This window comes from Pseudomethylobacillus aquaticus (genome assembly GCF_003730115.1).
GTDB classification, from domain to species: domain Bacteria; phylum Pseudomonadota; class Gammaproteobacteria; order Burkholderiales; family Methylophilaceae; genus Pseudomethylobacillus; species Pseudomethylobacillus aquaticus.
Genome location: NZ_RJVP01000002.1, coordinates 411,825 through 437,490 on the forward strand (window position 1 = coordinate 411,825; position 25,666 = coordinate 437,490).

At 60.3% G+C, this 25,666-nt stretch carries 22 protein-coding genes; 14 read left to right on the forward strand and 8 right to left on the reverse strand.

Annotation, left to right across the window (positions count from 1 at the left end; all coding sequences use genetic code 11):
- Positions 1–24: 24 nt before the first annotated feature.
- The 8 genes from cobA to rpsT all read right to left on the reverse strand — a co-directional run bounded on the left by cobA (position 25) and on the right by rpsT (position 7,820).
- Positions 25–774: a uroporphyrinogen-III C-methyltransferase gene (gene cobA / locus ED236_RS05735; RefSeq protein WP_123236975.1), complete on the reverse strand. Its 750-nt coding sequence runs from the start codon at positions 772–774 to the stop codon at positions 25–27.
- 301 nt (positions 775–1,075) lie between these two features.
- Positions 1,076–2,491, reverse strand: a complete 1,416-nt coding sequence (locus ED236_RS05740; protein WP_240032042.1) for an alginate export family protein — start codon at positions 2,489–2,491, stop codon at positions 1,076–1,078.
- 92 nt (positions 2,492–2,583) lie between these two features.
- Positions 2,584–3,339, reverse strand: coding sequence for an ABC transporter ATP-binding protein (locus ED236_RS05745; protein WP_123237140.1), 756 nt, complete (start codon positions 3,337–3,339; stop codon positions 2,584–2,586).
- A gap of 44 nt (positions 3,340–3,383) precedes the next feature.
- Positions 3,384–4,310, reverse strand: a complete 927-nt coding sequence (gene ntrB, locus ED236_RS05750) for a nitrate ABC transporter permease (protein ID WP_123236977.1) — start codon at positions 4,308–4,310, stop codon at positions 3,384–3,386.
- Positions 4,311–4,327: 17 nt separating this feature from the next.
- Positions 4,328–5,611: a CmpA/NrtA family ABC transporter substrate-binding protein gene (locus ED236_RS05755; protein ID WP_123236978.1), complete on the reverse strand. Its 1,284-nt coding sequence runs from the start codon at positions 5,609–5,611 to the stop codon at positions 4,328–4,330.
- A 179-nt stretch (positions 5,612–5,790) separates the two neighbouring features.
- A complete protein-coding gene (locus ED236_RS05760; RefSeq protein ID WP_338053153.1) occupies positions 5,791–6,354 on the reverse strand; it encodes an ANTAR domain-containing response regulator in 564 nt (187 codons plus the stop codon).
- Positions 6,355–6,607: 253 nt separating this feature from the next.
- The gene (locus ED236_RS05765) at positions 6,608–7,336 is read right to left on the reverse strand and encodes a hypothetical protein (RefSeq protein ID WP_123236980.1); all 729 of its coding nucleotides are present in this window, start codon (positions 7,334–7,336) and stop codon (positions 6,608–6,610) included.
- A 220-nt stretch (positions 7,337–7,556) separates the two neighbouring features.
- Complete coding sequence (gene rpsT, locus ED236_RS05770) at positions 7,557–7,820, reverse strand: 30S ribosomal protein S20 (RefSeq protein WP_123236981.1); 264 nt, start codon at positions 7,818–7,820, stop codon at positions 7,557–7,559.
- Positions 7,821–7,981: 161 nt separating this feature from the next.
- Here rpsT and murJ point away from each other — a divergent pair, with 161 nt between their 5' ends.
- The 14 genes from murJ to ED236_RS05845 all read left to right on the forward strand — a co-directional run bounded on the left by murJ (position 7,982) and on the right by ED236_RS05845 (position 25,656).
- Complete coding sequence (gene murJ / locus ED236_RS05775; RefSeq protein ID WP_123236982.1) at positions 7,982–9,526, forward strand: murein biosynthesis integral membrane protein MurJ; 1,545 nt, start codon at positions 7,982–7,984, stop codon at positions 9,524–9,526.
- A gap of 27 nt (positions 9,527–9,553) precedes the next feature.
- Entirely contained in the window at positions 9,554–10,480 is a 927-nt protein-coding gene (locus ED236_RS05780) for a bifunctional riboflavin kinase/FAD synthetase (protein WP_123236983.1), read from the forward strand.
- A gap of 71 nt (positions 10,481–10,551) precedes the next feature.
- Positions 10,552–13,425 (forward strand): isoleucine--tRNA ligase, encoded by a 2,874-nt coding sequence (ileS, locus tag ED236_RS05785; RefSeq protein WP_123236984.1) that lies wholly within the window; start codon positions 10,552–10,554, stop codon positions 13,423–13,425.
- Between the two features lie 294 nt (positions 13,426–13,719).
- Positions 13,720–14,199 carry a signal peptidase II gene (gene lspA / locus ED236_RS05795; protein WP_123236986.1) on the forward strand — a complete coding sequence of 160 codons (480 nt, stop codon included), beginning with the start codon at positions 13,720–13,722 and terminating at the stop codon, positions 14,197–14,199.
- 83 nt (positions 14,200–14,282) lie between these two features.
- On the forward strand, positions 14,283–14,939 hold the full coding sequence (locus tag ED236_RS05800; RefSeq protein WP_123237141.1) for a molybdopterin-dependent oxidoreductase: 657 nt from the start codon (positions 14,283–14,285) through the stop codon (positions 14,937–14,939).
- 200 nt (positions 14,940–15,139) lie between these two features.
- On the forward strand, positions 15,140–15,532 hold the full coding sequence (gene msrB, locus ED236_RS05805; protein WP_205125644.1) for a peptide-methionine (R)-S-oxide reductase MsrB: 393 nt from the start codon (positions 15,140–15,142) through the stop codon (positions 15,530–15,532).
- A 344-nt stretch (positions 15,533–15,876) separates the two neighbouring features.
- Positions 15,877–16,911, forward strand: coding sequence for an alpha/beta fold hydrolase (locus ED236_RS05810; protein ID WP_123236988.1), 1,035 nt, complete (start codon positions 15,877–15,879; stop codon positions 16,909–16,911).
- A gap of 43 nt (positions 16,912–16,954) precedes the next feature.
- Positions 16,955–17,839: an acetoacetate decarboxylase family protein gene (locus ED236_RS05815; protein ID WP_123236989.1), complete on the forward strand. Its 885-nt coding sequence runs from the start codon at positions 16,955–16,957 to the stop codon at positions 17,837–17,839.
- Complete coding sequence (locus ED236_RS05820) at positions 17,836–18,327, forward strand: hypothetical protein (RefSeq protein ID WP_123236990.1); 492 nt, start codon at positions 17,836–17,838, stop codon at positions 18,325–18,327. Before ED236_RS05815 ends, ED236_RS05820 begins: the two co-directional genes overlap by 4 nt.
- 16 nt (positions 18,328–18,343) lie before the next feature.
- Entirely contained in the window at positions 18,344–18,739 is a 396-nt protein-coding gene (locus ED236_RS05825) for a hypothetical protein (protein WP_123236991.1), read from the forward strand.
- Positions 18,736–20,256, forward strand: coding sequence for a patatin-like phospholipase family protein (locus ED236_RS05830; RefSeq protein ID WP_123236992.1), 1,521 nt, complete (start codon positions 18,736–18,738; stop codon positions 20,254–20,256). The genes ED236_RS05825 and ED236_RS05830 overlap by 4 nt, the downstream gene beginning before the upstream one ends.
- Before the next feature lie 75 nt (positions 20,257–20,331).
- Positions 20,332–21,927: a GMC oxidoreductase gene (locus ED236_RS05835; RefSeq protein ID WP_123236993.1), complete on the forward strand. Its 1,596-nt coding sequence runs from the start codon at positions 20,332–20,334 to the stop codon at positions 21,925–21,927.
- An 83-nt stretch (positions 21,928–22,010) separates the two neighbouring features.
- Complete coding sequence (locus ED236_RS05840) at positions 22,011–24,716, forward strand: bifunctional acetate--CoA ligase family protein/GNAT family N-acetyltransferase (protein ID WP_123237142.1); 2,706 nt, start codon at positions 22,011–22,013, stop codon at positions 24,714–24,716.
- Between the two features lie 4 nt (positions 24,717–24,720).
- On the forward strand, positions 24,721–25,656 hold the full coding sequence (locus tag ED236_RS05845; RefSeq protein ID WP_123236994.1) for a histone deacetylase family protein: 936 nt from the start codon (positions 24,721–24,723) through the stop codon (positions 25,654–25,656).
- Positions 25,657–25,666: the final 10 nt, after the last annotated feature.

The following is a 25,666-nucleotide window of genomic DNA, read 5'->3' on the forward strand; positions in this document are numbered from 1 at the left end:
TTCCTGAAATGTATGCGATGCGCCTCATGCGGCGGCGGCCAGTGCCGTTGCCAGCATCGCGCTGTCTGCCAGTCTTACTACTTCACCTACCACGATGATGGCGGGGCTTTCCAGGCCTTGCTGGTGTACCGCCATGCTCAGTTCTGCAAGCGTGCTGATCACTTGCCGCTGCTGTTGCAAGGTGCCGTTCTGTATCGCCGCGGCGGGCATGTCGGCGGGCATGCCCGCGTCCAGCAGGCCGCGACTGATCTCGGCCAGATGTTTCATGCCCATGTAGATCACCAGCGTGGTGCCGCTGGCCACCAGTGCCTGCCAGTCCGGGCTGCCGCCGTCCTGCGTGTGGCCGGTGATGAAGCTGACGCCATGTGTGTAAGCGCGGTGCGTGACCGGGATGCCGATACTGGCAGGCACCGCCACACCGCTGCTGATGCCGGGCACGGTCTCCACCGGGATGCCGGCTGCACGCAGCGCCAGCATCTCCTCCCCGCCACGTCCGAACAGGAACGGGTCGCCGCCCTTGAGGCGCACCACGGTCTGCCCTTGTTCTGCCAGCGAGATCATCAAGCGGTTGATGAAGTGCTGCGGCGTGGACTGACAACCACCGCGTTTGCCCACTTCCACCACACGTGCCTGCGGCGCGTGCTGCAGCAGCGCGCGATTGACCAGGTCGTCGATGAGGATGACGTCTGCCGCCTGCAGCGCCTTGACCGCTTTCAGGGTGATCAGGTCGGCATCGCCGGGGCCTGCGCCCACCAGATAGACGCTTGCTTTCATCGTGCACCTCGCATGGTTTGTTGCATGCTTTGTTCGATCGGCCGCCCAGCGAACAAGGGGGTCACTAGCCAGCCAGAAGCCAGCGCAAGGCTGGCGTGGCAGGGTGTACATGCATGTAGATCGTGTAGTGTTGCCATGGTGATTCCATTTCTCGGTTGGTCTTGCTAACGTTCTTTGCTCAATTGCTGCTTTTTGAATCTAGGTGCTTTTGAATGTTTGCTTGTTGCAGGCGCCGACACGTTGTCCCGGCGCCTGATCCTCTTGTTTATCTCGCCTGGCTTTTCTCGCTAGAGTTGTTCCATCAGAACGACAACATCACGGTGGCCCAGATCTTCTCGGTGTCCGCTTTGCGGAAGGCGCGCTGACTGGCGGCCAGCGAAGTGCCGTAGACGTCGTCTTCCATGAACTTGGCATATTCCAGCTTGGCCATCAGCTTGTCGCTGAACGGGTAGGTGACGCCGATATCGAATTCCTTGCCGTACTGGTTGGCCGATTGCCCGCCCAGCGTGGTGAAGTTCTCGTCGGAGCGGAACACATGGTATTCGGCACTGATCTTGGCTTTGGCCACGGTGGTGGCGACCGTGACATAGGTGTCACGTATGCCCTGACGTGGGGTCACCAGGAACAGGTCGGCCCAGCCCTGGAACAAGTGGTTGGTGCCCAGTGGCGTCTGGAACGCATACTGGCCGTTGTTGCTGGACAGCACTTCGTGGTCCAGGCGGATCGACCATTTGTCGAAGGCGGCACCGCCACCCAGGCGCAGGTAATGCGCGTTGATCAGCGAGCTGCCATCCTTGTAGTCGTTCTGCTTGGCGAATTCGGCGGTGTAGATCGCTTTCCAGTTGTCGTCGATCTTGCGTACGCCATCGAGACGCAGGCCCAGCGTGCGGCTGCTGGCATCGGTGGTGGCGCCCGGCGTGCTGTCACTGCTGGCGCCCAGACCGTTGCCGCCTTGCGGGATGTTGCCTGCCGCCGCCGGGTTGCCCAGGTTCTGGCTCAGGTTGTCTGCGTCGATGAAGTAGCCATAGCCCACCAGCGATTCGCTGGGCGAGATGCGGTATTTGGCGTTGACGATCTCGATATTGCCGTCACGCAGCTCGGTGTTGATCTGGCGCACCTTGTCGAAGTGCGCAAGGAAGATCTCGGTATCCGGGATGGATTTGTTGGTGACGGACAGGCCGTCGAACACCTGCATCACCTGACGGAACGCGATGTCACCCACAAAACGCACATTGTCCAGATTGACTTGCTGGCGACCAAAGCGCGCCTTGGTGTTCTTGATGCCGGTCCAGTCCACGAACAGCTGGTTGATGTTGGTGTATTCCGGATCCACCACCACAGCATGTTCGGCACGGCTGACTTGTGGCACATTGCCTTCACGGTCGTTGAATTCATCTTCGATCTTGGCCACATCGATGACCTGCACGGCAGCGCTGAAGTTGTGGAACGGCGCGCTCTGCCAGCCGATCAGGCTGCGCAGCGTGAAGGCATTGGCGCTTTCCAGCTTGTCGCCATTGGCCTGGAACAGGTCCTGATCCACGTGTTCATAGCGCAGGCGCAGGCTGGACAGGCTCTTGCCATCCTTGATGGCATCCAGCAAGGTGTATTCCGGCACCAGGTCCAGTTCGGCGGCCTGCACCGCAGGCTGGGCCAGACCGAATGCCAGCAGCACAGCGAGTGAAACTTGACGCAAGGGGTAAGTCATATTAGTTTGCACGGTGTTGCTCCTTCTTTAGCGAGTGGTGAGTGACGTTTCGGCCCGCCTTGTGCGGGCTTTTTTTCGGCCATTATTTTTATGCTGGCTCGGATTTATGCTGCTTTGGCATGGCGTTCGTGCAGGAACTTCAGCACTTCGCTGCGCAAATGGTTGTAGTGCGGGTCTTCGGCCAGTGCCAGACGCTGGCGTGGGCGTTGCAGGTCCACTTCCAGGATCTCGCCTATGGTGGCGGCCGGGCCGTTGGTCATCATGACGATGCGGTCGGACAGCAGCACGGCTTCATCCACATCGTGGGTGACCATCACCGCGGTGCAGCCGGATTTGGCCATGATGCCCATCAGTTCATCCTGCAGATGGGCACGGGTCAGCGCATCCAGCGCACCGAATGGCTCATCCAGCAGCAGCACCTTGGGTTCCATGGCCAGGGCGCGGGCGATACCGACACGCTGCTTCATGCCGCCGGAGATCTCGCCGGGACGTTTCTCTGCGGCGTGCGACAGGCCCACCAGTTCCAGCACGGCACTGGTGCGTGCACGCATCTGGGCTTTGCTTTCGCTGGCGGAAAAGACGCGTTCCACGGCCAGGTAGACGTTCTCGAAACAGCTCAGCCAGGGCAGCAGGGAATGGTTCTGGAACACCACGGCGCGTTCCGGGCCCGGGCCTGCGATCTCGCGGCCGGCACAGAACAGCAGGCCGTCGGTGGGTTGTAGCAGTCCTGCGATCAGGTTCAGCACCGTGGATTTGCCACAGCCGGAGTGCCCGATGATGGAGACGAACTCGCCTTGTTTCACTTGCAGGTTGATGTTGCGCAGGGCTTCGAAGCGGCCTTGCTTGGTGTGGAACACCATGTTCACGTTTTCCAGCTCGACATATTTATGCACGATGCTCTCCCTTACTCGTAACTGAAGCGTCTGGCGATCAGCAGCAGGCCTTGCTCAAGCAGCAAGCCGACGATGCCGACCACGAAGATGGCGATGATGATGTGCTCGACATTGAGGTTGTTCCATTCGTCCCACACCCAGAAGCCGATGCCCACACCGCCGGTCAACATCTCGGCGGCCACAATCACCAGCCAGGCCACGCCGATGGACAGGCGCACACCGGTCATCATGTAAGGCAGCACGGAAGGGAACAGGATGCGCGTGAAGATCTTCCATTCGGACAGCTTCAGCACGCGTGCCACGTTCATGTAGTCCTGCGGCACCTTGCTGACGCCCACGGCGGTGTTGATGATCATCGGCCAGATGGCGGAGATGAAGATCACCCAGATCGCTGCCGGGTCGGCCGCCTTGAACACCAGCAGGCCGATAGGCAGCCAGGCCAGTGGCGACACTGGACGCAGCAGGCTGATGACGGGCGCTACCATGCGTGACATGAACTGGAAGCGGCCGATGATGAAGCCGAGCGGGATGCCGATCAGCGCGGCCATGCCAAAACCCAGGCCGACGCGCTGCAGCGAGCTGAGGATGTTCCAGCCTATGCCCTGATCGTTCGGGCCATTGTTGTAGAACGGGTCGCTGAACAGTGCCACCGCCGAATGCCAGGTGGAGATCGGTCCGGGCAGACCGTCGGATTGCTGCGAGACCAGCGCCCACAGCGCGCCGAACAGCAGCAGGCCGAACATGGGCGGCAGGAACCAGCCTGCGAACTGGCGTGCCAGTTGCGACCACTGGATGCCAGGCCTGGGGGCGGCGGCCACGGTGGAAACGGTGACCGGTGCAGCGGCTGGCGTCAGCACGCTGACATTGGCCACAGGCGGTGCTGCCACTTCGTTGGCAGCGTCGGGGACCACGCTGAGTTTGATCAAAGCTTGCGTCATGATGGTTGCGCTCCTGCTCAGGCTTTGATCTTGAAGCTGGCGGCATAGGCCTGCGGGTCTTTACCGTCCCAGACCAAGCCATCGATGAGCTTGCTGCTGCGCATCGGGTCGCTAGGTACCGCGATACCCAGTGCCGTGGCGGCATCGGTGTACAGGTCGATGCGGTTCACCTTCTTGGCGATGCCCAGGTAATCCGGGTCGCTCTTCAGCAGGCCCCAGCGTTTGTGCTGGGTCAGGAACCACATGCCGTCGGACAGGTAAGGGAAGCTCACTTTGCCGTCGTTGAAGAACTTCATGTAGTTGGGATCTTCCCACTTCTTGCCGATGCCGTTGTCGTAGTGACCCAGGAAGCGGCCTTCGATGACTTCTTCCGGCGCGTTCACATAGGATTTGCTGGCGATCAGCTTGGCCACCTTGGAACGGTTGGCGGTGGCGTCGATATAACGTGCTGCTTCCAGGATGGCCATGATCATGGCGCGGGCAGTGTTCGGGTTTTTGGCGGCGAATTCAGCGGTGGTGCCCAGCACTTTTTCCGGGTGGTCGGTCCAGATGTCCTGCGAGGTGGCCACGGTGAAGCCGACCTTGTCGTGGATGGCACGGGCGTTCCAGGGTTCGCCCACGCAGTAGCCGTCCATATTGCCGATGCGCATGTTGGCCACCATCTGTGGTGGTGGTACCACGATGGTCTTGGCATCCTTGAACGGGTCTATGCCGTAAGCCGCCAGCCAGTAGTACAGCCACATGGCGTGGGTGCCGGTGGGGAAGGTCTGTGCGAAGGTGTAGTCGCGGTTCTCGTTATTGATGAGGCGTTTGAGTGAAGCACCATCCTTGACGCCTTTTTCGCGGATCTGGTTGGCGAGCGTGATGCCCTGGCCGTTGTTGTTCAGCGTCATCAGCACGTTCATGTCCTTCTGCTGACCGCCTATGCCCAGCTGCACACCGTAGACCAGGCCGTACAGCACATGGGCAGCCTGCAGCTCGCCATTGACCATCTTGTCGCGTATGCCGGCCCAGGAGGCTTCCTTGGACGGGGTGATCTTGATGCCGTATTTCTTGTCGAAGCCCATCTCGGCGGCGACCACGATAGGGGCACAGTCGGTCAGCGGGATGAAGCCGATCTTGACCTCGGTGATCTCCGGTTTGTCCGTGCCGGCGGCCCAGGCGCTGCTGCGCAATTTCTCGGGCACCATGCCCATCAGGGCGGATGCGCCCAGGATGCCTGCACTGGCCGCGCTGGCGCGGAAAAAGTTACGACGGCTGTTATCGACCGCTGTGGTCGGGGTCTTTTGCTCAACACTCATGCGATTCTCCTGAAACTTTTAGGCAATAAAAAAGGCGTCCTGCGGATGGATTAACTCCATCTGCAAGGACGCCTTTGTCCGGTGGTCAACGTTGACCTGATTACTTCAAACTTGCTACAACAAACCCGCCGTTGGGCCTGCCGTCATTACAATCCAGTACTAGCTGGTTTCGCGTTGGCTCAGAACAGCAACTTTGCTGCCTGTACCACTTGTTCTGCCAGTGTGGCCAGCTTGATGTTCTCGCGCATGGCCATGTTTCTTAACAGCAGGTAGGCTTCGTTCTCGTCCACACCACGCTGCTTCATGAGCAAGCCCTTGGCTTTCTCGATCACCTTGCGCTCGCTGAGCTTGGCGTTGGCCTCGTTCAGCTCCAGGCGCAGGGCCTTGAATTCTTCGAACCGTGCGATCGCCGCATCCATGATCGGTTTCAGACGCTCGCTGGGCAGGTTGCCCACCACATAAGCACTGACACCGGCGCGCGTCGCTGCGCGTATCTTTTCGGTATCGCCATCATGCGTGAACATGATGGTCGGCTTGGGCGCGTTCTGGCTCATCACGATCACATGTTCCAGCGTATCCCGACTTGGCGACTCGGTATCGATGATCACCACATCAGGATGCAAGCGGTTCACAGCATCGTCCAGGTTCGCGGTATCAGTCAGATGAGCGATCACTTCGTACCCGGCTGCTGTTAGCGATTCCTTGAGCGGAGCTGTCCGCTCCAAGTGATTATCAACCAGCATGACCCGGAGCATTGCCAACCCAACAAAAGTGATTCAAACCGCATTATGCAATTGCCATGCCAGAAATGTGGGATTTTTTTTAAGATGATGATGCGGAAAGGGAATTTTCCGTATGGCTAGGAAGGCCGGTGCATGCTGGCGCATCTGCCTGGTGCACACATTGGGTGCATGCGCACCAAGGAAGCGCGGCTAGACTGGCAAGCAGTGCCAGGTCAGGCCAGTCCAGTCTAGCCGCGCCGTGCGTGCCATCAGCTTAGGGTTTTTGCAGCCCGCATTGCTGATTCACTTGTTTGCTGAACGTGGTGTAACTGATCAAGGCCCCGGTGGCGGTCGAGTAGGGCTGTTGCAGCAAGGTGTACACCAGTTCCATCTGGCGGGGACTGATCTTGCTTGCCAGTGCGTCAGTGCGGCAGGCACATGCGGCTGTGATGTCCTGGGCTTTGAGCGTGGCAGCACATTGCTTGCGCTCCTCGGCCAGCAAGGTGGCAGGCCAGGCTTGCGTGTTGCGGCTGCTTGCAGTCACTTCGGTGCGCAATTGCGCTAACAGCTGGTACATGAATTCCAGGCTGTTGTGCATGTCTTTATAGGCGCGATCCGGGGAGTCGGTCAGTGCGATGTCCCCTGTGTTGCTGACGCTATAGGCAGTCTCGACGCGTATGCTGTTGCTGGCCGGGACGCTGTAGCCTTGTGCGCCCAGCAGGATGCGTTTGGCTGGATTTTGATCCAGGTAGCGGTTCACCTCGTCCAGGTCCTGCTGTGGTATCTGTACCAACAGCTCGGCTTTACAGGCTTGCGCTGCGGCGTTGACCGGGTTTTCTACGGACAGCGTGATGGCGTTGTCTTCCCAACCATGCCGGAAGCTGGGGCCATGTTCCAGCAGTTTTTGCGACTCCAGTGCATACAGCGCGCCGCGTTGCAGCTCGCTATCGCAAGCGCTGGCCGGTGTGCTGAACAGGGCGGCTGCGCTGAGTAACATCAGCATTGCGCCGCCAGACAGCAAGTAATTTTTTGAACGATGGTGAGAGCTTGTGTGCATGATTAGGCATCCCTACGATTAAACGCTATGCCTGTGAGAGTGTTGCGCGCAATTGGTTCACTCGCTCGTGGTGGCCGGTCCTGCTGTCGCTGCGGCCAGCCTGGCCTGGCCGCAGGCAATAAAAAAGCCGAACACAAGGTTCGGCTTTCTCACATCGGGCAAGAACTTACGCCATGGCCTTGACGGCGGCGGACAGGCGGCTCTTGTGGCGAGCGGCCTTGTTCTTGTGGATGATCTGCTTGTCAGCGATACGATCGATGATGCTGACGTTCTCGTTGTAAGCGGCTTGTGCAGCGGCTTTATCGCCAGCTTCCACTGCCTTGATGATTTTTTTGACCGCAGTACGCAAAGTAGAGCGCAAGCTTGCGTTATGCGCGCGCTGCTTCACTGCCTGACGGGCACGTTTTCTTGCCTGTGCGCTATTTGCCATGAAAAGTCCAGTCGATTAACAAAATTCGAAGCCGCGCATATTAACTGGTTTCAGTTTTGTTTGCAAGGCAAATCAGGTGCTTGATTGCGGGGTGTTCGCCTGCGGCATGCTAGAATCGCGCTTGCGTTTTAACCGCCATTTTAACCGCTTTTAAAAGCCTGATGAATCTGCTTAGAGCCCTGGCTGCCGTTGGCAGCATGACCTTGATCTCGCGTGTGCTGGGCTTTGTCCGCGATACGCTGATTGCGCGCGTGTTCGGGGCCGGTTTCTACACCGATGCCTTCTTCGTCGCCTTCAAGATCCCCAATCTGCTGCGTCGCCTGTTTGCCGAGGGCGCGTTCTCGCAGGCCTTCGTGCCGGTGCTGGCTGAATACAAGAATCAGCGCGGACAGCAGCAGACCCGCCAGCTGGTCGATCATGTAGCGACCTTGCTGGGCTTGACGCTGGTGCTGGTCACGCTGCTGGGTGTGCTGGGTGCGCCGCTGGTGGTGCAACTGAGTGCGCCCGGCTTTGCTGCTGATGCCGCCAAGTTCGAACTGACCGTGCAGCTGCTGCGCATCATCTTCCCGTACATCTTTTTCATTTCGCTGGTGTCTCTGGCGGGCGGTGTACTCAACACCTACAGCAAATTCAGCGTGCCAGCGTTCACACCGGTGTGGCTGAACCTGTCGTTCATCGTGGCGGCGCTGTTCTTCGCGCCTTACTTCGAGCCGCCGGTGCTGGTGCTGGCCTGGGCGGTGTTCCTGGGTGGCGTGTTGCAGCTGGCCTTCCAGATCCCGTTCCTGCTCAGGCTGGGCATGCTGCCGCGCTTCCGGCTCAACCTGCGCGATACTGGCATGTGGCGCATCATCAAGCTGATGGGGCCTGCCGTGTTCGGCGTATCCATCGCGCAGATCTCCTTGCTGATCAACATGATCTTCGCTTCTTTTCTGGTGTCTGGCAGCGTGTCCTGGTTGTATTACGCGGACCGGCTCATGGAGTTCCCTACTGGTCTGCTAGGTGTGGCACTGGGGACCATCCTGCTGCCCAGTCTGTCCAAATCCTATGCGGATAAGGCGGATGGGGAATATTCCCAGCTCATGGACTGGGGGCTGCGCCTGACCTGGATGCTGGCCCTGCCAGCCGCTGTGGCGCTGGCCGTGTTGTCTGTGCCGCTGGTGACCAGCCTGTTCCATTACGGCGCGTTCACGGCACACGACGTGGCGATGACGCGACAGGCGCTGATCGCCTACAGCGTGGGCCTGCTAGGCCTGATCCTGGTCAAGGTGCTGGCCCCCGGTTTCTATGCGCGCCAGAACATCAAGACGCCGGTCAAGATAGCGCTGTTCACACTCATCGCCACGCAGCTCATGAACATCGGTTTTGTGTTCGGTATGGGCCTTAATCATGCTGGCCTGGCGCTGGCCATCGGTCTGGGTGCCTGCATCAACGCGGGTTTGCTGTATTACCACCTGCGCAAGGCGGCGATCTACCAGCCGCAGCCCGGTTGGTGGCGCTTTCTCCTCAAGCTGCTCACCGCCATTGCGGTGATGGTGCTGTGCCTGTGGTTCGCAGGTGGCGATAGCAGCCTGTGGTTGAATTACACGGTATTGCCCAAACTGTTACATCTGGCCGGCCTGGTGCTGGTGGGCGCGACGAGTTACTTTGCCACGCTGTGGCTGCTGGGGATACGCGTGCAGGACTTCATGCGCAGAACCGCCATCTAGATCAACGCGACCCAGATCCCACACAACATGCAGATATTCCGTCATTTTCATCAGGCCGATGGCAGCCCGCTGGCGCTGGCCATCGGCAATTTCGATGGCATGCACCTCGGCCACCAGGCGCTGTTGCAGAAGCTGGTGACGACCGCCAGGGCGCAACAACTGCGCGCCGCAGTGATGACGTTCGAGCCGCATCCGCGCGAGTTCTTCACCCCGCAGCAGGCGCCCAGCCGCCTGGCCTCGCTGCGTGAAAAGCTGGAATACATGGCAGAAGCCGGGGTGGAGTATGTGTATGTATGCCGCTTCGACCGCCGTTTTGCCAGCCTGAGTGCCGAGCAATTCATGCAGATGCTGCGTGTGTCCTTGAACGCGCAGGCCATCCTGGTCGGTGAAGACTTCCGGTTTGGCGCGCGTCGCAGCGGCAGCGTGACGGATTTTGCCGAGGCTGGCTTTTCCCTGTTGAGTCTGCCTGATGTGCTGGTGGGCGAGGAGCGTGTCTCCAGCACTGCTGTGCGCGAAGCATTGGCGGCAGGTGATCTGGCCCATGCCGCCACCCTGCTAGGCCGCCCTTACACCATCAGCGGCAAGGTGGTGCATGGCGACAAGATCGGCCGCCAGCTCGGTTATCCGACCGCCAATGTGCACATGCGCCACGACAGACCGCCGCTTTTCGGGATATATGCCGTAAAACTCGAAGGCGCGGTAAAATCGGAAGGTTTGGGCAGCAAGCTGCTGCCCGGTGTGGCCAGCCTGGGCGTGCGGCCCACGGTCACCGACCGTGGCAAACCCAAGCTGGAAGTGCATTTGTTTGATTTCAATGGTGATCTCTATGGCCGTCATGTGCGTGTGCATTTCATGCACAAGATCCGTGACGAGATGAAATTTGCAGACCTGGACACCCTGATCCAATGGATACGTGCCGACGAATCGGCGGCACGCGCCTACTTTCAGGGTTGATGCTTAAACTTAAGCAAAGATGGTTTTCTAAAGCCAAGCTGATTTTCTAAAAGATAGCGTTCCGACTAATAATGACTGATCAAAAAGACGTAAAGTACCCTCTGAACCTGCCGGAAACGGCGTTCCCCATGCGTGGCGATCTGGCTAAACGCGAGCCCGCCTGGGTCAAAGCCTGGCAGGACAAACAGGTTTATCAGCGTATCCGCAAGGCACGTGCCGGCGCCAAAAAGTTCATCCTGCATGACGGCCCGCCCTATGCCAACGGCGACATCCACATCGGTCACGCCGTCAACAAGATCCTCAAGGACATCATCGTCAAGGCCAAGACCCTGGACGGCTTCGACGCGCCTTACGTGCCGGGCTGGGACTGCCATGGCTTGCCTATCGAGCTGGTGGTAGAGAAGAACCACGGCAAGAACATAGACCCCGCCAAATTCCGCGAGCTGTGCCGTGCCTATGCCGCCGAGCAGGTGGAAAAGCAGAAGAAGGATTTCATCCGCCTGGGCGTGCTGGCAGACTGGGATCAGCCCTACCTCACCATGGATTACCGCACCGAAGCGGACATCATGCGCGCGCTGGGTTCCATCTACCAGAACGGCTATCTGTATCAGGGCAGCAAGCCTGTGCACTGGTGCGTGGATTGCGGTTCGGCACTGGCAGAAGCCGAAGTCGAGTATGAGGACGTCAATTCACCCGCTATTGATGTTGCTTTTGAAGTTAAAAACGTTGATTCCATATTTGCAACTCTTATTGATAGAGGCCACGCTGATCAGGACGTTTTTGATGAAGATTATTATTCAAAACTTTTGATTGGAAATGGTGGAGAAAAGCTATACGTAGCTATCTGGACAACAACCCCATGGACACTTCCTTCTAATCAAGCGGTTAGCGTACATCCTGAGTTGAAATACGATTTTGTACGAACTAGTAAGGGTGTGTTGATCTTAGCGAATGAGTTAGTTGAATCAACGCTGAAGCGTTACGGTGAGGAAAATCCAACCACCCTATTTTCCTGCAAAGGCGAGGTGCTGAAGGGTTTACTACTGCAGCACCCCTTCGACAAGCGCCAAGTGCCTGTCATCACCGGTGAGCATGTCACCACCGATGCCGGTACCGGCCTGGTGCATACCGCCGCCGCACATGGCAATGACGACTGGCTGGTGATGCGCGCCCATTTCCCTAGCGAAAAGCCGCGCGTACTGATCGGTGGCGATGGCAAGTTCTTTAGCAGTGAACTGGTCGAGCTGGCCGCCATCCGCGGTCTGAGCCGTCAGGATGCCAACAAGGTGATCCTGGGTGTGATGCAGGACAACGGCACGCTGCTGGCCAGCGCACGTCTGCACCACAGCTTCCCGCACTGCTGGCGTCACAAGACGCCGCTCATGCAGCTTGCCACGCATCAGTGGTTCATCGGCATGAACTCGCAGGATGAGGCCGGTGTGAGCTTGCGTGAACATGCCAATAAAGCCGTGGAGGCCACGCAGTTCTTCCCGAGCTGGGGGCGTGCGCGTCTGGAAGCCATGATCAGGAATCGCCCGGACTGGTGCGTGTCGCGGCAGCGCAACTGGGGCGTGCCCATGCCGCTGTTCGTGCATAAAGAGACAGGCGAACCGCATCCGCAAACCCTGCAACTGCTGGAAACCCTGGCCTTGCAGGTGGAGCAGCAGGGCATCGAAGCCTGGTTCTCGCTGGACGGTGCGGCTTTTCTGGCAGAGCACGCACCGGCCAATGCCGAGCAGTACAAAAAGGTCACCGATACACTGGATGTCTGGTTCGACTCCGGCGCCACGCATGCGGCGGTGTTGAAACGTCGCCCGGATCTGCAGCACCCGGCTGATCTGTATCTGGAAGGCTCGGACCAGCATCGTGGCTGGTTCCAGTCCTCCTTGCTGACCGGTTGCGCCATCGATGGCCGTGCGCCTTATGACGCGCTGCTCACGCATGGTTTCGTGGTGGACGGCGCAGGTCACAAGATGAGCAAGTCCAAGGGCAATGTGGTCGCTCCGCAAAAGGTGATGGACACTTATGGCGCGGACATCCTGCGCCTGTGGGTGGCCTCCACCGATTATTCCGGCGAGCTGACCATCTCGGACGAGATCCTTAAACGCGTGGCCGATGGCTATCGCCGCATCCGCAACACGCTACGCTTCCTGCTCGCCAACCTGGCTGATTTCGACGCCAGCCGTGACCTGTTGCCGGTAGACCAGTGGCTGGAGATCGACCGCTATGCGCTGATGCTCACCCAGCAATTACAGGACGGGGTGCGTGCCGATTATGACCGCTATGAATTCCATCTGGCGGTACAGAAGTTCGTCGGGTTCTGTTCGGAAGAGCTGGGCGGCTTCTATCTGGATATCCTCAAGGACCGCCTGTACACCACGGGTGAGGGCTCGCATGTCCGCCGTTCTGCACAAAGCGCGCTGCATCACATCACGCATGCCATGCTGCGCTTGATGGCACCTATCCTGAGTTTCACCGCTGATGAAGTCTGGCAGACACTGGGCCTGAACGCCGAGCAAAGCGTGTTTGAAGATCGTTGGTATGTGCTGCCTGCGCACGGTTTGAGCGATGCCGCGCTTGCGGCCTGGCAATCTGTGCGTGAAGTGCGTGCGCTGGCCAACAAAGCCATTGAAGAGCAGCGTGGGCAAGGTCATGTCGGTTCATCGCTGCAGTCCGAGTTGGATATCCATGCTGATGCGGCCACATTTGAGGCGCTTTCCCATCTGGGAGACGATCTGCGTTTTGTCATGATCACGTCGCGTGCCACCCTGCATGCCAGTGAGGTTGCGGGTACACGTGTCGATGTGGCCGCCAGCCCACATGCCAAGTGCGAGCGTTGCTGGCATTACCGTGCCGATGTGGGCCACGATCCGGCGCATCCGCATATCTGTGGTCGCTGCGTCAGCAACCTGTTCGGTCGCGGTGAAACGCGCCGTTATGCTTGATCGCAGCGTCATTCCCGCGCAGGCGGGAATCCAGGCCTTTATCACAGCCGCAAAGCTTGCTTGCGTGCTGCTTGTTAAGTATCCGCAGATACCGAGTGAACTGGATTCCCGCCTGCGCGGGAATGACGGACGGAATGTGATCGCGCGCCACTTGCTCGCCATGCGCAGGCGCTGCGGTGCTTTGCACTCCGCCACTTTGTGCTCCGCCACTTTGTGCTCCGCCATGCACCACGGAGCAGGTCGATTGTTTGCTGAACCTTTGTCATTTGCGCACCTGTCCGGAAACCACTGCTTATGAAACTGCCTTTGTTCCTTAAATGGTTGCTGCTGAGCAGCCTCGTCATCGCGCTGGATCTTTACACCAAGCACCTGGTGTTGCAGGCCTTTGCCTATGGTGATCATCTCACCATCACCTCCTACTTCGATCTGGTGCGTTTCCACAACGAAGGTGCGGCGTTCAGCTTTCTGGCCGATGCTGGTGGCTGGCAGAAACACTTCTTCAGCGCGGTGGCCATGATCGCCTCTGCCGTGATGATTTATTTATTGTACAAATCACCTGCACAAAAACTTTATGCGCTGGGCCTGAGTCTAGTGCTGGCAGGTGCGCTGGGAAATCTGTACGACCGTGTGACGCTGGGTTATGTGGTGGACTTTTTATTCTTCCACTATGAGGATTACTACTGGCCAGCCTTCAACGTGGCAGATAGCGCCATCTGCGTGGGGGTGGCCTTGCTGCTGATCGACAGTTTCAGGCCGTCACGCCGACCAAGCTAGGTAGGGGTGTCCTCGTGATGCGGCGGCAGGTGAGCCGTTGAGCCAATCATGTTTGTATGCAGGGCAGGGTTAAGGAGAGCAAGGTGCCAGACTGGCAGAAGGTGATCGCGGCCAAGATCGCATTGGCTGAAAAGCAGCGCGCATTGGGCAACCCGCCCAGCAAGCCCAGTCTGGATGCGCGTGTGCCGCCGGGGCAGACCGTGGTGACCAACTTCCCCATCCTGGATCTTGGTGTCCTGCCCGACATCAATAAAGATAACTGGACACTGCGCATCTACGGCATGGTGCAGCAGGAGCTGAACCTGGACTGGAACGCTTTCCAGGCGCTGCCGCAGATGACCGACATCTCCGATTTTCATTGCGTCACGCGCTGGAGCAAGCTGGATATGCAGTGGGACGGCGTCAGTGCGCGTGCCTTGCTGATGCAGGCAGTGCCGCTGGAAAATGCTCACTATGTCACGCTGCATGCTTATGACGGCTACACCACCAATCTGCCGCTGGACGCGCTGCTCGACGACGATGTGCTGATTGCGCATAGTGCGCTGGGCTATCCGTTGACCACCGCGCATGGCGGGCCAGTGCGCATGGTGGTGCCGAAACGCTATGCCTGGAAAAGTGCAAAATGGATCAAGGCCATCGAGCTGCACGAGTTCGACCGCCCAGGTTTCTGGGAGACGCGCGGCTATCACAACGAGGCCTTTCCATTCGAGGAGCAGCGCTTCACGGATGAAGATTACTGACGGTAGAACCCTGCTAGGCTGGCATCCGCGCTGTATGGCTGGCGTCAGTGCTAAAGCAATCAAAACAAGCAATAAGTACCAGTAAAGCGGGGCGCGGATGGCACGTACCTGCTGATAAAAACAGATGCTCAAGCGTCACATAACGCCATCAGTCTTAGGGAAACAGGCGTCGGCAGTACGCCCATGACGAGGAGACCATCATGCAAAAAGTGGTGAAGACGGAAGCAGAGTGGAAACAACAACTCACGCCCATGCAATATGAAGTCACCCGCCGTGCCGCCACCGAGCGGCCTGGTACCGGGGAATATGCCTACCATTTTGCACGCGGTATCTACACCTGTGTGTGCTGCAGCACGCCGCTGTTCGAGTCGGACACCAAGTTCGATGCGGGTTGCGGCTGGCCCAGCTATTTCAAGCCCATCGTGGCAGCCAATGTACGCGAAAAGCGCGACAGTTCGCATGGCATGGTACGCACCGAAGTGCTGTGCAATGTGTGCGACGCGCATCTGGGGCATGTGTTCCCGGATGGCCCGCCGCCTACTGGCCTGCGTTACTGCATCAATTCGGCCTCGCTGAAGTTCGATCCCGTCTAGATTCAAGGCTTGTCCTTCAACGCTCCGCCGGGCTCAAGGCTCAATCGGCCGAACTGGCTCCGCTCAGCGGCCAAGCAGATTAGCTCAGCGGCTGCCAGATTAGCTCAGCTGCCAACCCGCTGCTCAACGCTTGGCCGCGTCCGTTCTGCACTGGGCCAAGCGCGGGCGGGCCGGCGGTTCGCTTGCAGGCGCCGTCCAGTCTCGTCCAGCTTCAAGCGCCCACATGTGTTGGGGTGCCCCGCCTTTGGTAGTAGTTTCGTGGTGTAGTCATCCACCCACGTAGGTGGTACAGTCGATTCGCAGATTTGCTATAAAAACAAGCATAAGGTCGAGGAAACCACCCCATGCATGCTGCGACTGAAGACATCATCCCGTTCGTGACCGACGACGGCAGGACCTGCAACCTGATTCATGTCCATGGCAGGCACGCACCCAGCAGAGGCCCAGTGCTGTTGGTGCACGGGGCCGGGGTACGTGCCAACATCTTCCGCCCGCCCGTGGCCGTGAGTTTTGTCGATGCCCTGCTTGAGGCTGGCTATGATGTCTGGCTGGAGAACTGGCGGGCCAGTATCGACCTTGCCCCTAATCCCTGGACACTGGACCAGGCCGCTGTCTACGATCACCCGCGTGCGGTCTCCACCATCCTGCAACACACGGGTGCCCGCAGCATCAAAGCGGTGGTGCACTGTCAGGGCTCTACCAGTTTTGTGATGTCCGCTGTTGCCGGCCTGTTGCCGCAAGTCGATACCATCGTTTCCAATGCCGTTTCCCTGCACCCGCGCGTGTCGTTTCCGGCACGTCTCAAATCCATGCTGGCGGTGCCGCTGGTGTCGCGCATGACCGATTATCTGAACCCGCAGTGGGGTGAATCGGCAACCGGGCTGGTGCCCAGGCTGCTGCAGGCGCTGGTGAAGCTCACCCACCATGAATGCGATAACGCGGTATGCCGCTTTTCCAGCTTCACCTACGGGTATGGTTTTCCGGTGCTGTGGCGACATGAGAACCTCAATGCGGCCACCCATGACTGGCTGCGTCAGGAGTTCGGCGCGGTGCCCATGACCTTCTTCCGGCAGATGGCGCGCTGCCTTGCTGCGGGCGCATTGTTGCCCAGCGGTGAGCGTCTGCCTGGCATCCCGGCCGATCTGTTGGTGGGGCCGGCCAGAACCGATGCGCGCTTTGTGTTCATCGCCGGTGAGCAGAACAACTGTTTTCACTGGCAAAGTCAGCAGCAAAGCTTCGACTGGTTCGATCGCCAGCGGCCCAATTATCACAGCCTGCATGTGCTGAGTGGCTACGGGCATCTGGATGTGTTCATGGGGCAGCATGCGGCACGTGACACCTTCCCCATCTTGCTGGATGCGCTGAACCGGCCAGACTGATCCATCTGTTCAATCTTATGATCGACTCAAGCAGGAGGTAAAAATGGCACTCCCGGCTCGACAGAAACGCCTCGCTGGCCGTCACGCATTGGTGGACGGCATTCCCTTCACCTTGCCCGTCAATTCGGAGCACTCACCGGTGCTCATGGCGGCGTTCTCCATCGACCTGGAGGCGGCGCGGCGTCTGTTGCCGGGCAACGAACTGCATCCGTTCCAACTCTGGAGACGAGGTCTGCTGGTGGTCACCGTGATCAATTATGTGACTACCGATATCGGTCGATATGTGGAATATTCCATCGCCATCGCCTGCACCCATGGCGAGCGACCCGCGCCGCGTTTGCTACCTGGTGTGCTCATGAAAACCTATGGTACCGGTCAGTATGTGCTGGACCTGCCGGTGTCCAGTGAAGTGTCGGTCAAGGGCGGCAAGGGCATCTGGGGCATGCCCAAGCATCAGGCCAGCCTGGATTTCGTAGAGGGCCGGGACTGGGTCAGCAGCCAATATGATCTGGATGGGCAGATGCTGATGCGGCTGGATGTGAAAAAGCCATCCTGCGCCTGGCTGCCGCTCAATATGGGCGCCACCAATTACTGTGCGTTCCGCGGCATGCTGATGAAGTCCTACATCTATTTCCGCGGCAAGCTGGGGTTTTCCATGTTGCGCAAGGACGCGGCGCGCCTGCTGATCGGGGACCATCCGCGCATGGCCTTGCTCAAGACGCTGGACATCACGCCTTGCCCGGTGTTCGCGGCATATTTTCCTACCACGGCGGGTGTGCTGGATGACCATTTCGAATGCTGGTTCATCAGTGAGCCTGCGCCTCCGGCCCAGCCCATGCCTGGCCTGGAGACCACCCATGCACTGGGCTGCTCCGAGCAGTGGCTGGCCCCTCCTCAACGTGCATCTGACTGGGAGAATGCATCATGAAAGCCAAGCTGCTGACCATCAATCATCTGATCCTGCTGCTGTGTGCCTCGATCTACCTGGGTACCGGTGTGTCCATGGTGTTGTTCAGTTTTCCGGTTGCTTCACAGCTCACCGTGGACAATTACTGGCTGCATTACGTGCCACAGATCCAGGCCGCGACCGAGTTCTTCACCGCGCTGGTCAAGGTGATGCTGGTGTGCGGCACCATCATGCTGATCGCAGAATGGCGTCAACCTACACGCTGGGTGCCTATCGTGTTCCTGCTGGCCTTGATCGCGGCATCGCTGCTCACCACCGAGATGATCTTCCCGCTCAATGAGGAGATGGCGGGGCATATCCGGGACGAAGCGCGCATGCATGCGGTGCTTGATGAATTCATGCGCCTGAGTACCCTGCGCCTGTGGTTATGGGCGCTGGAGTGGCTGGTACTGGCCTGGTATTTCGCGCGCTGGGCTTGTCGTGCCCGTTTTGCGCCGACCGTACCTTAACAACAAGGAGCTGAAGATGAAGCTGATTGCACTGGAGCGTTGCCTGACCGCCTGGATATCCTGGCTCACTGCGCTGACGGGCGCTGCGCAGATGCTGGTGCCATCCCTGTTACTGCCCTTGCTGGGGATCACCGCGACAGCGGAAGCCGCCCATCTGTTTGTCACCGTAGGCATGTTCATGGTGTTGTTCGGCGGCGCGCTGGTGCATGCGCTGCGTGTGCCTGGCGCATTGCCGCTGGTGCTGTACTGGTCCGCCTGGCAGAAGCTCGGTGCTGCCGTACTGGTCGGGCTGGGCGTCTGGCTGGAGGTGTTTGCACCAGTCGCCTGGCTGGTGGCGGCATTCGATTTTGCTACTGCCGTGCTGTATTTGGACCTTGGGCGCAGGCTCGCGCTAGCAAGGCAGGGTACATGATCGCAGCTCACCAGCCCGCCATCGCAGGTGACGCACAGGCGGCGCGCGCACTGGTGCTGGCCGGCGGCGGCATGCGTGTCGCCTATCAGGCCGGGGCGGTGAAGGCCTTGCTGGAATCCGGTATGCGCTTTGCACATGCCGATGCGGCTTCTGGCGGCACGATCAATCTGGCTGCGCTACTGTCGGGGGTGGACATCGATCGCCTGTGCCAGCGCTGGCGTGCGCTCAAGGTACGCAAGTTCGCCTCACTGCGCCCGGCGCGCGACTATTTCAGGGCGGCACGCATGGCCTCGCTAGGTGATGCGGATGGTTTGTTGCAGCATGTCTACCCGACTTTGGGCATAGAGATCGATAAGCTGCGTGCAGCCACTGGCATCCAGGCCAGTTTTAATGTGTGCCGTTTTGACGACAAGACTGTGGTGGCCTTGCCGCATACGCAGCTGGATATGCCCAGGCTGGTCGCGGCCGCCTCCTTGCCTATGCTGATGCCCGCTGTGCAAGCGGATGGCAGCTGTTGGACCGATGCGGTATGGATCAAGGACGCCAATCTGCTGGCCTGTGTCGAACGCGGTGCGCGCGAGCTATGGCTAGTGTGGTGCATAGGCAATACACCGGTATGGCGTGACGGCCTGTTCAACCAGTATGTGCACATGATAGAGATGAGCGCCATCGGTGCGCTGAACGCAGAACTGGCGGCCATCGCTGCCATCAATGCCCGCATCGCCGCGGGTGAAACCGTACACGGCCATACTCAAGCGATTTCCGTGCACATCATCAAACCGGAGGTTCCCTTGCCACTCGATCCTGATTTCTATTTTGGCCGTATCAATGCGGCCACGCTGATCGCGATGGGGTATCGCGATGCGCACCGCGCCATGCAGCAGCCCGCTTCCCCACTAGACCCCAGCGCCACCCGTATGCGCGAGCCTGGTCTGGGCGTTTCCTTCCGCGAGACCATGGCCGGTGATTTCGTGCTGGGGGTCGACAAGCCCCCCGTGGCGCAGATCACGGCCACACTGGCCATGCATGCCACCGTGCATATCGACGACATTGCGGCGTTTGTGGCCGATCCGCAGCACAAGGCCGGGCTCACCGGGCACATCGATTTCCCGCCACTTGGCATGTCCATTCCGGCACAGAACGGCGTGTTCGGGCTGTTCAGCCCCAGTGGCGACCCTGCGCTCCGTTACATGGTGTATGAATTGGCGTTCCGGCTGGATGGCCAGGCCTATTATCTGGCAGGCAAGAAGCATGTGAAGCTGGGCGGGCCGTGGAAGCTGTGGCCGGAAACCACCACGCTGTACACCACGCTGCACGCTGGTGAGGATGCCAGTGCTGCAGTGATAGGCGCCGGGGTGCTGCGTCTGGGGGTGGTCGAACTGTTGCGACTGCTCAGCACCGTGCACGCCACCCATGCCGCCACTGGCTGGCAAGCGGCAGGTGCGATCACAACCTTTTTCCGTTTTTTCGCTGGGCAGCTGGCGCGCACCTATCTGTTGCGGCGTCCCGCTGGCTAAGGGATGAGGCCTTTGCACGGGCCTGGTACAAGCTGGGCATGGATGCGATGAACCATAAACATGGATGGAGCTGCGATGGCACAGTTCGAGTTTGATGCAGTGGTGATCGGGAGCGGGTTTGGCGGCGCAGTGTCCGCTTGCCGCTTGTCCGAGCAGGGCCAGAAGGTGCTGGTGCTGGAACGCGGGCGGCGCTGGACGCCGCAGACCTATCCGCGTGATGCCAACGATGCCTGGCTGTGGAACCAGGACAAGCCACATCAATGCAATGGCTGGGCGGATCTGCGTACCTTCAGCGACATGTGGGTGGCGGCAGGTGCCGGTGTGGGTGGCGGCTCGCTGATCTATGCCAATGTGTCGGTCGAGGCCAAGCCGGAAGCGTTCGCGCGCGGCTGGCCGGCCGCCATCAGTTATGAGGCACTCAAGCCTTATTATGACCGTGTCGGTCAGATGTTGTCGGTGAGCGAGCTGCCAGCTACGCAGTTCAATGCACGTACCCGCCTCATGAAAGAGGGCGCCGAGAAGTGCGGCTGGGGTGACCGTTTCCGTACCGTACCGCTGGCGGTCAGTTTCGACCCGGACTGGAACGAGAACCTGCCCGATGCCCGGCATGATCATCACTCCAAGCGCTTCACCAACCCGCATGGCCGCGAGCAGGGCACCTGTGTGCAGTGCGGCAATTGCGATATCGGCTGCCAGGTGTCGGCCAAGAATACGCTGGATCTGAATTATCTGGCGGTCGCGGAAGATCACGGCGCCGAGATCCGTCCCCTGCATCTGGTGGAATATCTGCAGCCCTTGCCCGATGGCGGCTGGCGTATCCACTATGACGTTCTAGCGAACGGAAAACGCAAGCGCGGCACGGTGAGCGCACAGCGCGTGATCCTGGCGGCGGGTTCCATCGGCAGTACCGAGCTGCTGCTGCGTAGTCGTGACCAGTACCGCACGCTACCCGGCCTGTCTGCCTGTCTGGGCAAAGGCTGGGCCTTCAACGGGGATTTCGTTACGCCTGCCTTCTACACCAAGCGCACCATCGCGCCCTCGCACGGCGTCACCATCTCCAGTGCCATCGATCTGCTGGACCGCTCCTTCCAGGGGGAGGCGCTATTCATCGAGGACGGGGGCGTGCCCAACCTGGCCACCGACTTTGTGCGCCGTCGGCTCAAGCATTTGCCACATGGCAAATTGCGTCGCCTGTGGCAACAGATCGGCCAGGTCAGTGAGACAGCCGACCCATTGGCCGGCATGATGCCCTGGTTCGGTCAGGCCATCGATGCCGCGGATGGCCGCCTCTATCTGGGGCGGCGCTGGTATGCGCCCTGGCAGCGTCAGCTCAAGATCGACTGGCGCTTCCAGCGTTCCGAATCGGCGGTGGAAGCCATGATCGCCGTGCACAAGCAGCTCAGCGCCGCGACGGGTGGCGAGGCGGTGGTGCCAGCGACCTGGACCAAGTTGCGTAACCTGATCACGCCGCATCCACTGGGCGGCTGCAATATGGGCCTGACCGCTGCCAACGGCGTCACCAATGCCAATGGCGAGGTGTTCGGCTACCAGAACCTGTATGTCATGGATGGTGCGGTGATCCCGCGTGCCATCGGTCTCAATCCATCACGTACCATCGCGGCGCTGGCCGAGCGCAATTGCGAGATCCTCTGCCAGCAGCTGCGTACCTGAGCCTGCACAGGGCTGGCTGTAGGCCATGCGTCAGTGCAACTCGGGTTCTTTCCTGAGCGCTTATGCGCGACAATAAGCAGATCATGGAATCCCACTACCTGACTCCGTTCTTCTCGCCGCGCGCGGTAGCGGTGTTTGGCGCCAGCGATACAGCGGATGCCATCGGGCAGATCGTGTTCCATAACCTGCTCGCAGCCGGTTTTACTGGCCCTTTGTATGCCATCAATCCACGGCGTGACACGGTACAGGGCCAGTCAGCTTATGCCAGCATCGCGCAGGTGCCGTCAGCGGTGGATCTGGCCGTCATCGCCACTCCGGCGGCTACGGTACCCGGCATCATCGAAGCCTGCGGCCAGCAGGGGGTCAAGGCGGCTGTCATCATCACGGCGGGCTTCGCAGAAGCTGGCGAGGCCGGCAGGCAGCTGGAGCAACAGGCGCTGCAGGCGGCGCGGCGCCACGGCATACGCCTGATCGGCCCCAACTGCCTGGGTATCATGCGTCCCGCCATCGGTCTCAACGCCACCTTCAACAAAGGCAGTGCCAATTCCGGCCACCTCGCTATCGTGTCGCAATCCGGCGCGCTGTGTACGGCCATCCTGGACTGGGCCAGGAACAACGACGTGGGGTTTTCCAGTGTGGTGTCACTGGGTGCGAGTGCCGACGTGGATTTCGGCGATATCCTCGATTATCTGCTGCACGATGTGCAGACTCACAATGTGCTGCTCTACATCGAGGGCATCCACGATGCGCGGCGCTTCATGAGTGCCTTGCGCGCCATCGCCCGTGTCAAGCCGGTGATCCTGGTCAAGGTGGGGCGTCATGCCGCCGGTTCCAAAGCGGTCATGTCGCATACCGCCTCGCTGGCGGGGTCCGACGCTGTGTTCGATGCGGCGGTACGTCGCTTGGGGGTGATACGCGTGCAGACCATCGCTCAGCTGTTCTCGGCCGCGCGTGCCATGTCCTGCGGCTTCCAGCCTACCGGCAACCGGCTGGCCATCGTCACCAACGGTGGAGGCCCAGGCGTGATGGCGGCCGACCGTGCGGCTGACCTGGGGATCGAAATGGCCACCTTGTCACCAGCCACGCTGGCCAGACTGGATGCCGTGCTGCCGCCCAACTGGTCGCACGGCAACCCGGTGGACCTGATCGGTGACGCACAGGCCGACCGTTATCGCCATGCCGTCCAGGCCTGCCTGGACGACCCGCAAGTGGATGGCGTGCTGGCTATCCTGACCCCTCAGGCGATGACAGACCCGCTGGCCGCCGCCGGTGCGGTGATTGCAGCGGGCGCCGGCCAGACCAAGCCGCTGATCACCTGCTGGATGGGCGAGGTGCAGGTGGAATCGTCACGCAAGGCATTCATCCAGGCGCACAGGCCGCATTTCCGCACCCCCGAACCTGCGGTGGAAGTGTTCTCCTACCTTAGCGCCTATTACCAGAACCAGAAGCTGCTCATGCAGCTGCCTGGCCCGCTCTCTCACCATGAAGAGCCGGACATCAAGCGTGCGCGTGGCGTGATAGAACAGGCGCTGGACGAAGGTCGCACGCTGCTCAACGAGCTGGAATCCAAATCGGTGCTGGCGGCGTTCCGTATCCCGGTCACCGTCGCCAGGCTGGCGCATTCGGTCAGTGAAGCGCTGGAGATCGCCAGAGACATCGGCTATCCACTGGTGATGAAGCTGTGCTCGCCGGACATCCCCCACAAGAGCGATGTGGGCGGCGTGGTGCTCAATATCTACAGTGCGGCGGATGTGCGCTCTGCCTTCCTGACCATCACCGAGAACGTGCGTGTCAAGCGCCCGCAGGCCAGGCTGACCGGCATCGCCATCGAGCCCATGATCCGTCGCCCGCACGGGCGCGAACTCATCGTCGGGGTCAGCCGTGACGTGGTGTTCGGCCCTGTCATCAGCTTCGGCGCGGGCGGCATCTTTGTCGAAGCGCTGGCCGACTGTGCCGTGGCCTTGCCACCGCTCAACAGTTTCCTGGCGCGCGAGTTGATCCAGCGCACCCGCGTCAGCAAGGTGCTGGCGGCGTTCCGTCATCTGCCTGCGGCCAATATGGAGGCGCTGGAGATGGTGCTGCTGCGCGTCTCGGAAATGGCATGCGAGCTGCCCGGGCTGGTGGAGATGGACATCAACCCGTTGATCCTGGACGAGAACGGCGTGTGTGCTGTGGACGCGCGCATGGTCATCGAGGCGCAGGTGCCGGAGCGGCCGCGTTACGCGCACATGGCCATCTACCCCTATCCCACCCATCTGGTCAGTCACTATGTGATGCTGGACGGTACCGACATCACCATACGCCCGATGCGGCCTGAGGATGCCGGCCTGGTGCAGCGCTTTGTGCGCGGGCTGTCCGAGGAATCGCGCTATTTCCGCTACATGAGCATGTTCAAGGAGTTGTCGCAGACCATGCTGGTGCAGTTCACCCAGTTCGACTACATCCGCGAGATGGCGCTGATGGCGGTGCATACGGTGCCGTCTGATAAACAGCAGAGTGGGGAGCAGCGCGAAGAGGAGCAGATCGGCGTGTCGCGTTACATCATCAGCCCGGACGGCCTGAGTTGCGAGTTCGCGCTGGTGGTCGCCGACGCGCTGCACGGACGCGGCGTGGGGCGCCAGTTGATGCTCACGCTCATGGATGCCGCGCGGGCACACGGCCTCAAGCGCATGAAAGGCTATGTGCTCAACAATAACCGCAACATGCTGCACCTGATGCAGAGCCTGGGCTTCACGGTCAGCCGCATGCCGGATGACAACACGCTCAGGCTGGTCGAGAAAGCGCTGTAAGCGCATGCCTACCGTTTACCTCACGCACCCTGCCTGCCTGAAACATGATCTCGGTGGCGACCACCCGGAAACCCCGGCGCGCCTGCACGCCATCGAGGACCAACTCATCGCCAGCGGCCTCATGCAATTGCTGGATTACCAGCAGGCCCGTTCCGTGACGCGCGAGGAGTTGCTGCTGGTGCATAGTGTGGAGCATGTGGATGGCATGTACGCCATGGCGAGCGTGCAACAACAGACCCGGACGCTGGTGCAGCTGGACGACGACACCGCACTGGGTCCGCATACGCTGGAGGCCGCCTGTTTTGCTGCGGGGGCTGTGGTGCAGGCGGTGGACATGGTGATGGCCGGTGAGGCGCTGAATGCCTTTTGCAATGTGCGGCCACCCGGCCACCATGCCAATCGGCATCAGGCGGCTGGTTTCTGCATCTTCAACAATCTGGCGGTGGGGGTGGCGCGCGCCCTGCATCATCACGGTTTGCGGCGTGTGGCGGTGGTGGATTTCGATGTGCATCACGGCGATGGCACGGAAGCCATCTTCCATGATGAGCCGCGTGTGCTGATGTGCTCCACCTTCCGACACCCGTTCTACCCATATAGCGGGACAGGCCCGCATAGCCCGCACCGCATCAACGTACCCCTGCCTGCCGGGGCAGACGGTGACCGGTTCCGGGCGGCGGTGACCGAGTTCTGGCTGCCCGCCTTGCAGGCGTTCGCCCCGGAGATGATCTTCATCTCGGCAGGCTTCGATGCTCACCGTGAAGACGAGATGGGTGGGCTGGCGCTGCGCGAGGCGGATTATGCCTGGGTGACGCGCCTGCTCATGCAGCAGGCCGAGGCCACCGCGGCAGGCCGCATCGTGTCGGTGCTGGAGGGCGGCTATGCGCTGAGCGCACTGGGCCGCAGTGCCTGTGCGCACATACGCGCACTCAGCGCCGAGTGAGCTGCCGGGC